Source organism: Reyranella sp., from assembly GCF_004297405.1.
Classification (GTDB): domain Bacteria; phylum Pseudomonadota; class Alphaproteobacteria; order Reyranellales; family Reyranellaceae; genus Reyranella.
Genome location: NZ_SCVC01000035.1, coordinates 1 through 13,156, shown reverse-complemented (window position 1 = coordinate 13,156; position 13,156 = coordinate 1). Strand labels below are relative to the sequence as shown.

General features: G+C 65.5%; 11 protein-coding genes. 3 read left to right on the top strand and 8 right to left on the bottom strand.

Annotated features, from left to right (window positions below; genetic code table 11):
- Window positions 1-4: 4 nt before the first annotated feature.
- The 4 genes from EPO50_RS22800 to EPO50_RS22785 all read right to left on the bottom strand — a co-directional run bounded on the left by EPO50_RS22800 (window position 5) and on the right by EPO50_RS22785 (window position 5,499).
- Window positions 5-1,210 carry an efflux RND transporter periplasmic adaptor subunit gene (locus EPO50_RS22800; RefSeq protein ID WP_296347803.1) on the bottom strand — a complete coding sequence of 402 codons (1,206 nt, stop codon included), beginning with the start codon at window positions 1,208-1,210 and terminating at the stop codon, window positions 5-7.
- A gap of 73 nt (window positions 1,211-1,283) precedes the next feature.
- Window positions 1,284-1,877 (bottom strand): DUF938 domain-containing protein, encoded by a 594-nt coding sequence (locus tag EPO50_RS22795; protein WP_296347802.1) that lies wholly within the window; start codon window positions 1,875-1,877, stop codon window positions 1,284-1,286.
- Complete coding sequence (locus tag EPO50_RS22790; protein WP_296347801.1) at window positions 1,874-4,189, bottom strand: xanthine dehydrogenase family protein molybdopterin-binding subunit; 2,316 nt, start codon at window positions 4,187-4,189, stop codon at window positions 1,874-1,876. The genes EPO50_RS22795 and EPO50_RS22790 overlap by 4 nt, the downstream gene beginning before the upstream one ends.
- On the bottom strand, window positions 4,186-5,499 hold the full coding sequence (locus EPO50_RS22785; protein WP_296347799.1) for an FAD-binding oxidoreductase: 1,314 nt from the start codon (window positions 5,497-5,499) through the stop codon (window positions 4,186-4,188). The genes EPO50_RS22790 and EPO50_RS22785 overlap by 4 nt, the downstream gene beginning before the upstream one ends.
- Window positions 5,500-5,613: 114 nt before the next feature.
- Between EPO50_RS22785 and EPO50_RS22780 the strand changes: the two genes are divergently transcribed.
- A complete protein-coding gene (locus EPO50_RS22780) occupies window positions 5,614-7,203 on the top strand; it encodes an NAD(P)/FAD-dependent oxidoreductase (protein WP_296347797.1) in 1,590 nt (529 codons plus the stop codon).
- On the opposite strand, the gene EPO50_RS22775 is transcribed toward EPO50_RS22780, so the two are convergent.
- The 3 genes from EPO50_RS22775 to EPO50_RS22765 are packed head-to-tail and all read right to left on the bottom strand — an operon-like array spanning window position 7,195 to window position 10,107.
- Window positions 7,195-8,424, bottom strand: coding sequence for an MFS transporter (locus tag EPO50_RS22775; protein WP_296347795.1), 1,230 nt, complete (start codon window positions 8,422-8,424; stop codon window positions 7,195-7,197). The two genes, EPO50_RS22780 and EPO50_RS22775, sit on opposite strands and share 9 nt — an antisense overlap.
- Window positions 8,425-8,428: 4 nt before the next feature.
- Window positions 8,429-9,760, bottom strand: coding sequence for an NAD(P)-binding domain-containing protein (locus EPO50_RS22770; RefSeq protein WP_296347792.1), 1,332 nt, complete (start codon window positions 9,758-9,760; stop codon window positions 8,429-8,431).
- A gap of 20 nt (window positions 9,761-9,780) precedes the next feature.
- On the bottom strand, window positions 9,781-10,107 hold the full coding sequence (locus tag EPO50_RS22765) for a helix-turn-helix transcriptional regulator (protein WP_296347790.1): 327 nt from the start codon (window positions 10,105-10,107) through the stop codon (window positions 9,781-9,783).
- A 96-nt stretch (window positions 10,108-10,203) separates the two neighbouring features.
- Here EPO50_RS22765 and EPO50_RS22760 point away from each other — a divergent pair, with 96 nt between their 5' ends.
- Together EPO50_RS22760 and EPO50_RS22755 are read left to right on the top strand one after the other, a co-directional pair.
- Window positions 10,204-10,722, top strand: coding sequence for an arsenate reductase ArsC (locus EPO50_RS22760; RefSeq protein ID WP_296347788.1), 519 nt, complete (start codon window positions 10,204-10,206; stop codon window positions 10,720-10,722).
- Window positions 10,722-11,384 carry an MIP/aquaporin family protein gene (locus tag EPO50_RS22755; protein ID WP_296347786.1) on the top strand — a complete coding sequence of 221 codons (663 nt, stop codon included), beginning with the start codon at window positions 10,722-10,724 and terminating at the stop codon, window positions 11,382-11,384. The genes EPO50_RS22760 and EPO50_RS22755 overlap by 1 nt, the downstream gene beginning before the upstream one ends.
- On the opposite strand, the gene EPO50_RS22750 is transcribed toward EPO50_RS22755, so the two are convergent.
- Window positions 11,381-13,015 carry an ABC transporter ATP-binding protein gene (locus EPO50_RS22750; protein ID WP_296347784.1) on the bottom strand — a complete coding sequence of 545 codons (1,635 nt, stop codon included), beginning with the start codon at window positions 13,013-13,015 and terminating at the stop codon, window positions 11,381-11,383. The genes EPO50_RS22755 and EPO50_RS22750 overlap by 4 nt on opposite strands.
- Window positions 13,016-13,156: the final 141 nt, after the last annotated feature.

Sequence of the window (13,156 nt, the reverse complement as noted above, 5' to 3'; positions counted from 1 at the left end):
CCGGTCACTTCGGGGCGGCGGGAGCGCCGTCGGTCGTAACGGGGATAGTCGTCAGCTTGGGAACGACCTTGGCGCCAGGGATCGCGGCGCCGTTCAGGTTGAGGACGACCTGATCGTCGGGCTTTAGGCCCGTCGAGATGACGCGTAGGCCGTTGGGGAGAAGCTGCCCGGTGGTGATCCGGGTCTGGGTGACGACATTGTCCTTGCTGACCGTCAGGAGATACTTGCCGGCCTGGTCCTCGGCGATGACCCGGTTGGGCACCAGCAGCGAGGCCGTGGCGCCTAGGCCCTTCGGTACCTTCACGCGCACGAAGAAGCCGGGAATGAGGGCGCGTGTCGGATTGTTGAACAGGGCGCGGACTAGGATCGTGCCGGTCGTCGCATCGAGTTCCGGCGACACGTAGTTCAGGAAGCCTTTGTGGGGGAAGCCTTCCTCGTTCATCAGGCCGATCTCGACCGGGACCTTGCTCAGCTCCTCGATGTCGAGGCGACGTTCCTTGAGGTTATGGCGGATCTGCAGCACGTCCTGCTCGCTCATGTTGAACGTGACGTACATCGGATCGAGCTGGACGATCGTGGCGAGCTTGGTAGCGGTCGACGCACCGACCAGTTCGCCGACCGAGATCAAGTGCTTGCTGACGATACCGTCGAACGGTGCCTGAACCGTCGTGTAGCCGAGGTTCGTCTGGGCGATCGTGAGGTTGCCTTCGGCGTTCTCGACATTGGCCCGCGCGTTGTCGCGTTTGGCCTTGGCAGTGTCGTAGGTGTTCTGGGCGGAGACGTTCTGGCGGAGCAGAATCTCCTGGCGGGTAAACTCGGCCTCGGCCTGGGCCAGTGTGGCCTTGGCGCCGTCGAGCTGGGCCTCGGCCTCCTTGACCTTGGCCTTGTACATCGTCTGCTCGATGCCGAAGAGCTGCTGGTCCTTCTTGGCTTCGGAGCCGTCGATATAGTTCTGTGAGGTCAGGAAGCCCTCGACGCGGGCGACGAGGTCGACGGTGGCAAAGGCCACCGTGTTGCCGGTCAGGACCTCGAAGGGCGCCACCTCCTGCTTCACGGGGATGCCGACACTGATCTCGGCCGGCGGCGGCGGCTGGAACTTGTTCTCGGGCTTGCAGCCGGCCAGCGCGAAGGCCAGCACCGGAACGGCGGCGACGCTCCGGAAAATCCGATTGACTGCAATTTGTTTAGCGACGCCACTGCGATTCGACATAGGCCCGACGATGCTCCCCGCGGTGTCGAAAATCGTTAGCGCATCCCTTGCAGGAATGCCACCGTGAGGCGGTTCAAGCGCGTTTAAACGCCAGCGTCAGATTGTTCGCCGGCATTTCCGTAGTAACCGGCGGGTCAAAGCCCTGGGCAGCGGCAAGGTCGGCGACAGCCTCCAGGTCGCGCACCCCCCAGGCCGGGTTGCGGCGGCGCAGATCGAGGTCGAAAGCCTCGTTGCTGGGCGCGGTGTGTCGGCCGCCGCGCCGATACGGTCCGTAGAGAAAGAGCAACCCACCCGTTGGCAGGATGCGCCCGGCACCGGCCATCAGTCCGACTGTCGCCTCCCAGGGCGCGATATGGATCATGTTGCTGCACAAGATCGCGGAAGCGTGATCGACCGGCCAGATGGATGACGTGACGTCGAGGGCTACGGCCGGCCGGACATTGGGGAGCCGGAGCGTCTCTACCCAGCCGTCAATGCTGGCGCGGGCACCGTCGTCGGGGTCGCTAGGCTGGAAGGTGAGGTAGGGGGCCGTGGCCGCGAAGTGCACGACATGCTCGCCCGTACCGCTCGCAATCTCCAGCACCAGACCTGCGGCAGGGAGATGATGCTTCAGCACGTCGAGAATGGGCTGGCGGTTGCGCTGGGCAGAAGGGGCTTCTCGTCTCATTTGGCAGCCTCGATTGCCTGCCAGATCCGGGCAGGGCTTGCTGGTCCCTCGAAGTTACGCACGCCGAGCGGCGCGAGCGCATCGAGGATGGCGTTGGCGATGGCCGGAAAGGCCGCGATGGCGCCTGCTTCGCCGCACCCTTTCACGCCCAACGGATTGGTCGTGCAAGGTGTGCCGTTGAAGCCGAGGTCGAAGGACGGCAGGTCGTCGGCGCGGGGCAGGGCATAGTCCATGAACGATCCCGTCACCATCTGACCCGACTTGGGATCGTAAACCGCCTGCTCCAGCAGAGCCTGACCAACGCCCTGTGCCATGGCGCCATGCGCCTGGCCGGTCGCCACCATGGGATTGACCAGCACGCCATAGTCGTCGACGGCGGTGTAGCGCACCAGCTCGACGCGGCCGGTGTCGCGGTCGATCTCGACTTCCACGACATGCGCGCCGTTGGGAAAGGTCATGTGCTCGCGCGTCCAGGCATGGAAGGTGTCGAGCGGTTTGCCCTTCTCACGCCCTAGCGCCGCCACCTCGAACAGGCCGATGGCACGGTCGGTGCCGGAGACGACGAAGCGGTCTCCCTCGAAGCGGATATCGGCTTCGGCCGCCTCCAGTGCTTCCGCGGCAAGCACCGTCCCCTTGGCGATGATCTCATCGCAGGCGCGCCAGATCGCCGTGCCGCCCATGTAGGTGGCGCGCGAACTGCCGTGACCGCCACCTGCCGGGATTAGGTCGGTATCGCCCTGGATCAGGCGGACACGTTCGTTTGCCACGCCGAGCCGCGTCGCCAGCATTTGCGGGAACGTGGTTTCGTGTCCCTGGCCGATATGCTGCGTGCCGGTGATCAGCGACACCGTGCCGTCGGCTTCGAACCGGACATCGACATTCTCGTCCGGCGGCCCGCCCGTTCCCTTGATGTGATAGGCGAAGCCCAAACCGCGCAGGCGGCCGCGCGCCGCGCTCTCTGTCCGCCTCTCGATGAATCCCGCTCGGTCGGCGCGAGACAGGGCGGCGTCGAGCGATTCGGCAAAATGGCCGCTATCGACCTGGAAGCCGAAGGCGTTGGTCATGGGCATCGCCTGGGGTGGCACCATGTTGCGGCGGCGGAGCTCGGCGCGGTCGATGCCGGTCTGCCGCGCCGCTTCGTCGATCAGCCGCTCCACGACGTTGATGGCTTCGGCGAAGCCTGGCCCGCGCGTCACGCCGATCGGTGCGGTATTGGTCACGACCGCCACGACATGCAGCGCGATCGACGGAATGCGATACACCGACCCCTGCAGGTGAACGTACTGGTTCGTGAGCACGCCACCGCCGACGCCGATCATGTAGGCGCCGAGATTGGCGACGCTGGCGATCCTGAGCGCCAGGAAGCGGCCCTCCGCATCGAGCGCAAACGAGGCGTCGGCCTGCATATCGCGTGCCGCGTGATCGGACAGGAACACGTCGCTGCGGCTTGCGATCCACTTGACCGCGCGGCCGGTGCGCCGGGCGGCCCACAGGATCAGCGCATGTTCGACGTAGGCGAAGTTCTTGGCGCCGAAGCCGCCGCCGACATCGCGCGCCACGAAGCGCACATCCTTCGCTTCGAGGCCGAGCGATCGCGCCACGAAGGTGCGGTTGATATGGATGTTCTGACTGGAAACGTGGAGCGTGTAGCGTCCGGTCTCGACATCGAACGATCCCACAGCACCGCGCGGCTCCATAGGATTCGTCACGACACGGTGATTGCCGAGGGCGAGCGAGACGACATGGGCGGCACGTGCGAAGGCAGCATCTGCGCCAGCGATGTCGCCGGTTTGCCAGTCGAGACAGGTGTTGGCGGGAATCTCCGCGGCGAGCTGCGGCGCGCCGGAAGCCCGGGCCGCTTCAGCCGTCGTGATCGCGGGCAGTGCCTCGTAGTCGACGTCGATCAGCTCGGCAGCGTCGAGCGCCTGCGCCTTGTTCTCGGCGACAACCAGGGCGACCGGTTCGCCGGCGAACCTGACCTTGTCGTGGGCAAGCAGCGGCTGGGGCGCGAAGGCGAAGCGCTCGCCGGTTTGCGTATTGGTCTCGGCGTAAGGTCGGAATGGCTTCAGCCTGTCAGCGGCCGCGTCGGCCGCTGTCAGCACTGCCAGCACACCGGGTGCGCGCCGCGCCGCTTCGACATTGATGGAGTGGATGCGGGCATGGGCGTGCGGTGAGCGCAGCACCACCGCGTGCACGAGACCCTCGAAGCGAAGATCGTCGAGATAAGCGCCCTGGCCGGTGACAAAGCGCCGATCTTCGCGGCGTCGAGGCGACTGGCCGATCGTGTCGATCGTCGAAGGATGGGCGGTCATGTCCGCAGTGTCTCCGCGTTCTGGGCCTGGCGCTTTTCGTCCCACCAGTCGCTCGCCTGCAGGTGCCAGTAGGCAAGCTGCGTGGCCGCCCGGCCCACTGGACCGCCGGCCCAGCTCGTGCCGAAGGGGGAGAATAGCCGCCACTTGGAGGCATCTCCCAAAATACCGGCCGTCACCGCATCTGCCCCGGCTGCCGTCTGGGCCAGCCCATGGCCGCCAAAGGCGGAACAGATCCAGAGGCCGGGCTCGATCTGGCCAACTTGAGGCATCTTGTGTGGTGCATAGCCCATGGTGCCCGGCCAGGCATAGGCGATGCGGATGTCACCGAGCTGCGGATAGACCGAAAGAATGTCGCCGCGCATCATTTCGCGCAGCCGTGGCGGCTCGCGTGTGTCGGTGGTGATGCGTCCGCCCCACAGCAGCCGGTCGCCATCGACGACCCTGTAGTAGTCGCCGGCGCGGCGCGTGTCGGAGATGGCGCCCGCCCAGCGGATCGCCTCGCCGAGCTTCGGCCCGATCTTCTCCGTCACCGCGACATAGGTGGCCACCGGCAGCACGGCGCGGGCGATGCTCGGCTGAACGCGGCCGAGATCGGCATTGCCGGCCAGCACGACGTGACGCGCCGTCACCGAACCGTGTGCTGTGCTCAGCGTCCAGTGATCGCCTTTACGTTCGAGGCTGGTCGCTTCCGTGCCCTCGTGGAGGACGCTGCCAAGTCGTTCGACGTCTGCCGCGAGCGCCAGCGCGAAGTTCAACGGGTGAATGTGGAATGATGTAGGGTCGTGGATCGCCTGGTAGTAGCGCGCGGTATCGAGCTTTGCCCGCGCCTCGGCCACGCTCCAGGGCTCGAAGCTCGCGCCGAGCTGATCGGCAAGGCGGCGTGTGCGGTCGGCGAAATCGGGTCCCTGATCGGTGCGGGCGACACTGAGCTTGCGGGAGCCCATGAGAATGTCAGGTCGGTCGAAGACCTGGATTGCCTCGCGCACAATTTCGACGCCGCGCCGCGACTGGGCATACAGCCGCCGTGTATGGTCGATCCCGAGCTTGTCGATCAGAACGCCCGAGCGGGCCGCATAGCCTGGTCCGACGAAGCCACCGTTGCGTCCCGAAGCGCCCCAGCCGATGCGGCGGCGCTCGACCAGCACAACGCGCTTGCCCTGAAGGGCGAGCAATCGCGCCGTATGCAACCCCGCGAAACCACCACCCACGATCGCGACGTCGGCCTCGCACCGATCCGCGAGAGGCACGCGATCGGGCGCCGCGTCTCGCGTGGCGGCATACCAGCTTGCCGGATATGCGCTTTCGGCCATCGGCCAGTTTCTCCCTTCAATTCCTCGGTGGAAGTCGTCGCACGGGAAGGCTTGCGCGGTCACGTCCCCTGTCGCACTAAAGTTGTCATCGGTTTCCTTGTTTCCGGAGGACGTATGTCGGTCGATTTCGATGCGGTGATCATCGGCGCGGGTTTCGGCGGCATGTATATGTTGCATCGGCTGCGCCAGAAGGGCTTTGCGGCACGCGTCTTCGAGGCTGGCAAGGGCGTCGGCGGCACCTGGTACTGGAACCGCTATCCCGGTGCGCGCTGCGATGTCGAAAGCGTCCAGTACTCCTACCAGTTCTCGCCGGAGCTGGAGCAGGAGTGGGAATGGTCGGAGCGTTACGCCACGCAGCCCGAGATCCTGCGCTACGCCAATCACGTTGCCGACCGCTTCGATCTGCGTCGCGACATGAAGTTCGAGACGCGCATCACCAAGGCCGCTTTCGACGAAGCGGCGAACCTGTGGCGCGTCGAGACGGACAAGGGCGACAAGGTCGCGGCACGTTTCGTCATCACGGCCATGGGCTGTCTCTCTTCGCCCAACACCCCCAAGATCCCGGGCCTCGAGGACTTCAAGGGGCCGACCTATCACACCGGCAACTGGCCGCACGAAGGTGTCGACTTCACCGGCAAGACGGTGGGGGTGATCGGCACGGGCTCCTCGGCAATCCAGTCGATCCCGATCATGGCCGAACAGGCCAAGCATCTCACCGTGTTCCAGCGTACCGCCAACTACACGGTGCCGGCGCACAACAAACCACTTGATCCGACCTATGTGAGCGAGATCAAGGCGAGCTATCCGGAGATGCGCAAGCGCGCCAAGACCAAGCCCGCCGGTATCGACTTCACGATCAATCCCGGCTCTGCCGTCGAGACGCCCGAGGCCGAGCGCAACCGCGAATTTCAGGCACGCTGGGACTATGGCGGGCTGGGCTTCATGGCGTCCTTCTCCGACCTGCTGCTGAACGACGATTCCAACAAGCTGGCGGCGGACTTCGTGCGCGCCAAGGTTCACGAAGTCGTCAAGGATCCGAAGACGGCCGAGGCGCTGGTGCCGAAGAACATTATCGGCTGCAAGCGGCTGTGCGTCGACACCGGCTACTGGGCGACCTTCAACCGGCCCAACGTCACCCTGGTCGATATCAATGACGAGCCGGTGGAGCGCATCACCGCCACGGGACTGCGCGCCAAGGGGCAGGACTATGCGTTCGACTGCCTCGTCCTGGCGACGGGCTTCGACGCCATGACCGGCGCGCTGCTCAAGGTCGACTTCCGCGGCCGTGGTGGCGTCACCCTGAAGGAGAAGTGGAACGAAGGGCCGAAGACCTATCTCGGGCTCACGGTCGTTGGCTTCCCCAACCTCTTCATGATCACCGGACCGGGCAGCCCCTCGGTGCTGACCAACATGCTTCCGTCCATCGAGCAGCATGTCGATTTCATCGCCGACTGCCTCGAGGCGGTACGCGCCAAGGGCAAGATCGTGATCGAGCCCGAGCCGCAGGCGCAGGAAGCCTGGGTCGGCCATGTCGGCGAGGTGTCGAACATCACGCTGCGTTCGACCTGTAGCTCCTGGTATGTCGGCGCCAACATTCCCGGCAAGCCGCGAGTCTTCATGCCATACATCGGTGGTCTGCCGGCCTACATTCAGGCCTGCGAGACGGTGGTGAAGAACGGCTACGAAGGATTTGCGCTAGCGTGAGCCCCCTTCGCCCTCCAGCTCGCGTGGCCGCAGGGCGAGGAAGAAGCCTAGTCCCAGCAGTATCAGGGCGGCGATAACCAGGAAGGCAATGCCCCAAGCCAGGGGCGACATGCCGCCCGAGAGATCGAGTGTCCAGCCGACGATCAACGGCCCGACGAAGCCGCCAGCGTAGCCCAGCGTCGAATGGACGGCGAGCGTGGCGCCGCGTCGCGCGGGTTCGGCGTTGCCGGCGGCACCTGCTGTCAGTGATGACGAGTCGAGCCAGACGATCATGCCGTAGACGATCAGCAGAACGACGGCCAGCCAGTAGTGCATCGGCCCCAGAAAGCCCACCGCTGCAGCTGCCACGACCGACAGGATGAGCGCCGCGGCGACCAGTCGCCGTCGGCCGAAGCGGATCGAAGCCTCGTTGCCGACCACACTGGTGAAGGTGCCGAGAAGCGCCAACAAGGTGACGACGAGGGCGGGCGAGAGCGCTTCACCCGACAGGCCGACATGCGCCGCCACGAAGGCGAGGAAGGCGACCCCCCAGCCGCGTAGCGCACTCATCTCCAGCGTATGCACGCAGTAGACGAGGGAATAGGCGAAGGCCGAGCGGTTGCGGATCACCGGCCGGAAATCGAACAAGGCGCCATGGCTCGCCACGCGCGGCGGCGGTGGCCGGCGTGGTACGGCGAGCGCGATGGTCAACCAGGCGATAGCGGCAGTCGCTGCGGAGAACGTGAAGGCGGCACGCCAGCCGAACTGCGCCGCCAACACATCGCCCAGGAGGTAAGAGATCGCGCCGGAGATGCCGATGCTGGCGGCATGGCCCGTCACGGCACGCGACATCATCTTGGCGTTCACCTGGTCGGCCAAAAGTTTGAGGCCGGTCATGTAGGTGCCGGCCCAGCCGAGGCCCGCCAGCGCGCGTGTCGCCAGTGCCGACCAGAAACCGTCGGCGAACAGGCCGAACAACAGATGCCCGGCCACCGTGCAGCCGACGCCGAACAGATAGACGCGCTTGGCGTCGATCTTGTCGGTCAGGGTGACCAGTACCGGCACCGAGACCATGTAGGCGCCGAAGAAGATCGCGGTGATCCAGCCGGCTTCGCTGTTGGACAACGACCAGCGTTGCATCATCTGCGGCAGCAGTGCGGGCCAGAATCCGGCGCCGATCTGTACGAAGATCTGCGCGCCACAAACCACGGCGACCAGACGGCCGCCCGACAATGCGTTCATCAGATCAGCCGCAGCAGCTCGAAGTCTTCGTTTCCGACTTGGCGGTCTTGGGCGCACAGCAGCCCGACGCGGCTGGCGCGACAGACGCGGGAGGCCCACTGCAGACGCCTGTTTCAGGCAGCACCAGCTCGACCTTGGCCGCGGCTTCGTGGTCGCCCGCGATCTCGGCGGCGATCGAACGGACCTGCTCGTAGCCCGTCAGCATGAGAAAGGTGGGCGCCCGGCCGTAGGACTTCATGCCGGCAAAGTAGAAGCCGGGTTCGGGCTGGCCGAGTTCGCGTGCGCCATGGGGGCGTACCGTGCCGCAGCTATGCAGGTTCGGATCGATCAGCGGCGCCAGGATCGGCGGGCACTCCAGCGCCGGATCCAGCGAGATCCTGAGTTCGCGCAGGAAATCGAGATTCGGCCGGAATCCGGTCGCGACGATGAGTTCGTTCGCCGTGACGGCGCGGGCGCAACAGGCTGACCCGCTGGCGATACGCAGTTGATCGCCGTCATGGCTGAGATGGGCGACACGGAAGCCCGTCTCGCTTCGGATCGTGCCACTGGCCACGAGAGCGGCGAAGGCACTGCCTAAGGCACCGCGGGCGGCGAGCTGGTCGCTGGCGCCGCCGCCGAAGGACTTCTCGGGTGTGTCGGCACGCAGCAGCCAGATGATCTCCGTGGCCGGGGCTTCGTCCTTGAGACGGGCGAGGTCGACCAGGGTGCCGATGGCAGAATAGCCACCGCCCAGCACGGCGACAGTGCGGTCGGCGTAACGCTTTCGGTGACGGCCCAGCACGTCGGGCATGCCATAGGCGATACGGTCCTGCAGTTCTGGTTCGCCGACCGCCGGCAGGCCGTTGGCTCCCGCCGGATTGGGCGAAAACCAGGTGCCGGTCGCATCGATCACCGCGTCAGCGCGGAGCATTCTGGGCCCCTTGCCATTCTGGTAGCGAATCTCGAAGGGCGCGCTTTCGCGGCCTTTCGTTTTGACCTTGTCGAAGCCGACACGGCCGATGCCCGTCACTTTGCTGTTCGTGCGAATCCGATCCTTGAGTGGCGTACGAGCCGCCAGCGGTTCGAGATACTGCTCCAGCAACTCCGTACCGGTCGGATAGTGGTCAGGCTGCGGCCGGTTCCAGCCGCTCGCCGCGAGCAGCCGTTCCGCCGCTTTGTCGATATTGAACTCCCACGGCGAGAAGGTCTGGACGTGGCTCCATTGACGCACGGCGTAACCGACGGTCGGCCCTGCTTCGAGCACGATCGGTTCCAGGCCGCGTTCCAGCAAATGCGCAGCGGCGGCGAGACCGACAGGGCCAGCGCCTAGGACGGCAACAGTCTTGGTGGACGACATCGTCTCTTCCCTCCGATGCTTCACGCGACTCGCGGCACGGCGACAGGCGCGCAGCTTCCCTCGCTGTCGGCGCAGCATTCCTCGACCATGTAATCCAACAGCTCGCGCATGAGGCCGTAGTTGGCGCGGCAAACGAGGGTCGTGCCGTCGCGCGTTTGCGTGACCAGGCCGACGATCACCAGCGTCTTGATGTGATGCGAAAGGGTCGAGGCCGCAGCGTCGAGCTTCACCTGGAGGCGGCCGACAGGCAGGCCTTCCTGGCCCGCGCGCACGAGCGTCCGGTAGATCTTGAGGCGTGTCGGATTGCCCAGCGCTTCGAGGCGGGCCGCAGCATCGTCGAGCTTCATAGGCCCAACGTAATACTTCGGTCACATGAGTCAACTATATTTCCAGAAATATAGAAATACTGTATAGACCGGCTTCGACCAGGAAGAGCCTCCACGATGAGCAACGACCGAACCTACAACGTCCTCTTTCTTTGCACCGGCAACTCGGCGCGCAGCGTGCTCGGCGAGGCCATCGTCAACCACCTCGGCGAAGGCCGGTTCAGAGGCTTCAGCGCCGGCAGCCAACCCAAGGGGCAAGTGCATCCCTACACGCTCGACCTGCTTGCAGGATTGCGTCTGCCCATCGAGGGGCTCTTCTCCAAGAGCTGGGACCTCTACGCGGTCGCCGGCGCGCCGCAGATGGATTTCATTTTCACCGTATGCGACAGCGCGGCCGGCGAGGCTTGTCCTGTCTGGCCAGGGCAGCCCATGACGGCGCATTGGGGCATCCCCGATCCGGCCGCCGTCGAGGGAAGTGAGGTCGAGCGACGCGCGGCGTTCCGACAAGCCTATGCCGTTCTGGAGAACCGCATCCGGCTCTTCCTCAGCCTGCCGCTCGCCAGTCTCGACCGGATGACCTTGCAGAACCGCCTGCGCGCGATCGGCCAGCAGACGCCTTCCGCTGCTGCTGCCTGATGCTCACGGCCTCTTTGAGGCCAGCACTGATTGCCGAGATGCTGGGCTCGGCACTCTTGCTGGCGGGCGTGGTGGGTTCGGGCATCATGGCCGAAAGGCTCTGCGGCGGGAACGTGGGCCTGGCTCTCCTGGCCAATGCGATCGCGACGGGCGGCGTCCTGTTCGCCCTGATCGTGATGTTCGGTCCCGTTTCAGGAGCACACTTCAATCCGGCGGTGACGTTGGCGCTTGTCCTGCGTGGCCATAGTCCGCGCTCGGCTATCCTGCCGTACGTCGCCGTGCAGGTCGTGGGCGCGATCCTGGGCGTATGGCTTGCCCACTTGATGTTCGATCTGCCGATCCTGCAGGCCTCGACCAAGGTCAGATCCGGTATCGGCCAATGGACTGCCGAGGTGACGGCGACTTTCGGCCTGGTGCTGCTGATCCTGATCGGCGTGCGGCGGCGCCTCGAGGCTCTGCCGGCGGCGGTCGCTGTCTACATCGTCGGCGCTTACTGGTTCACTGCGTCGACGTCATTCGCCAATCCCGCCGTCACGGTGGCCCGTGCGCTCACCGATACCTTTGCGGGGATTGCACCGACCGATGCGCCGGCCTTCATCGCAGCCCAGATCGTAGGCGCGATGCTGGCTTTCGCGATCGCGCCGCTGCTCGACCGGAGTTAAGCCGCGGCGAACTTGCCGAATTCCCAGTTGCGGCCGGGCGCGGCCGCGAACAGGGATTTGGTGTAGTCGTGCTTGGGCTGCTCGAAGACCTGCTCGGCGGCGCCGTACTCGACGACGCGACCCTGGCTCATCACGGCGACATAGTCGCAGATCTGGGCTGCGACGCGCAGGTCGTGGGTGATGAACAGCACGGCAAGGTTCAGCCGTTTGCGGATCTCGTCGAGCAGTTCCAGGACCTGCTTCTGCACCGAGACGTCGAGCGCCGACACCGCCTCGTCGGCGATCAGCAGCTCCGGCTCCATGGCAAGCGCCCGCGCGATACAGATGCGCTGGCGCTGACCGCCCGAGAACTGGTGCGGGAAGCGGTCGAGCGCATTGGGATCGAGACGGACGGTCTCCATCAGCTTGCGCGCGCGCGCCATCGCCTCACTGCGGCTCAGCCCGAAGTTCATCGGGCCTTCGATGATCGAATCGCCCACGGTGATGCGCGGGTTGAGCGACCGATAGGGATCCTGGAACACGATTTGCACGCGCCTGCGGTGCGGACGCAGCTTGCCAGCCGAGATGGTGGCGATCTCGGTGTTGCCCAGGAAGACCTTGCCTTCGGTCGGATCGATCAGGCGAGCGATACAACGTGCCACGGTCGATTTGCCCGAGCCCGACTCGCCCACGATGCCGAGCGTTTCGCCGCGACGAATGTCGAGATCGACATCGACCGCCGCCTTAACGACGCGCGCCTTCTGGAAGAAGCCGGAGCCCGAGTAGGTCTTGCCGAGCTTCTCGGTGCGCAGCACCGTGGTGCTGTCCTTGCGTACGCCGCGATGCACCGGACGGATCGAGGGCACCGAGGAAATCAGCATCTTGGTATAGGGCTGAACGGGCCGTGACAGGATCTGTTCGGTCGGCCCCATTTCGACGAGCTCGCCCCAGCGCAGCACGGCGACGCGATGGGCGATCTCGGCGACGACGCCGAAATCATGGGTGATGAACAGCACGCCTGTGCCCTGGCCTGCCTGCAACTCGGCGATCAGCTTCAGGATCTCGGCCTGCGTCGTGACGTCGAGTGCCGTGGTGGGCTCGTCGGCGATCAGCAGGACGGGATCGAGCACCAGCGCCATGGCGATCATGATGCGCTGACGCTGGCCGCCCGAGAGCTGGTGCGGGTAGGAGGCGTAGATGCGCTCCGGTTCCGGCAGCTTCACGCGGGCCAGGATGGCGATGATCTTGGCCTTGCGCTGGGCGGCGTCGAGTTCGGTGTGCGTGCGCAGCACCTCGTCGATCTGTTCGCCGCAGGCCATGACGGGGTTGAGCGCCGTCATCGGCTCCTGGAAGATCATCGACATGCGCGTGCAACGCAGCTCGCGCAGCCGGGTCTCGTCGGCGGTCAGGATGTTCTCGCCTTCGAGCAGGATTTCGCCCGAAGTGGGTTTCAGCGCCTTGGCGAGCAGGCCCATCACCGTAAAGGCGATCACCGACTTGCCCGAGCCCGATTCGCCGACGAGGCAGACGATCTCGCCCGGATTGACGGTGAAGTTCACCTTCTCGACGGCGTGGACGCGGTCGCCACCGGCCGGCAGGGCGACGCTGAGGTTGCGGACTTCGAGGACTGGCTTCTTCGCTGCTGTCGACATCAGACTTTCTTGCTCATCTTCGGATCGAGCGTGTCGCGCAGACCGTCGCCCATGATGTTGATGGCCAGCACCGTCAAGGCAAGGAAGATGCCGGGATAGAGGATGTTGTGCGGGAACACGCGGAACAGCGTGCGGCCCTCG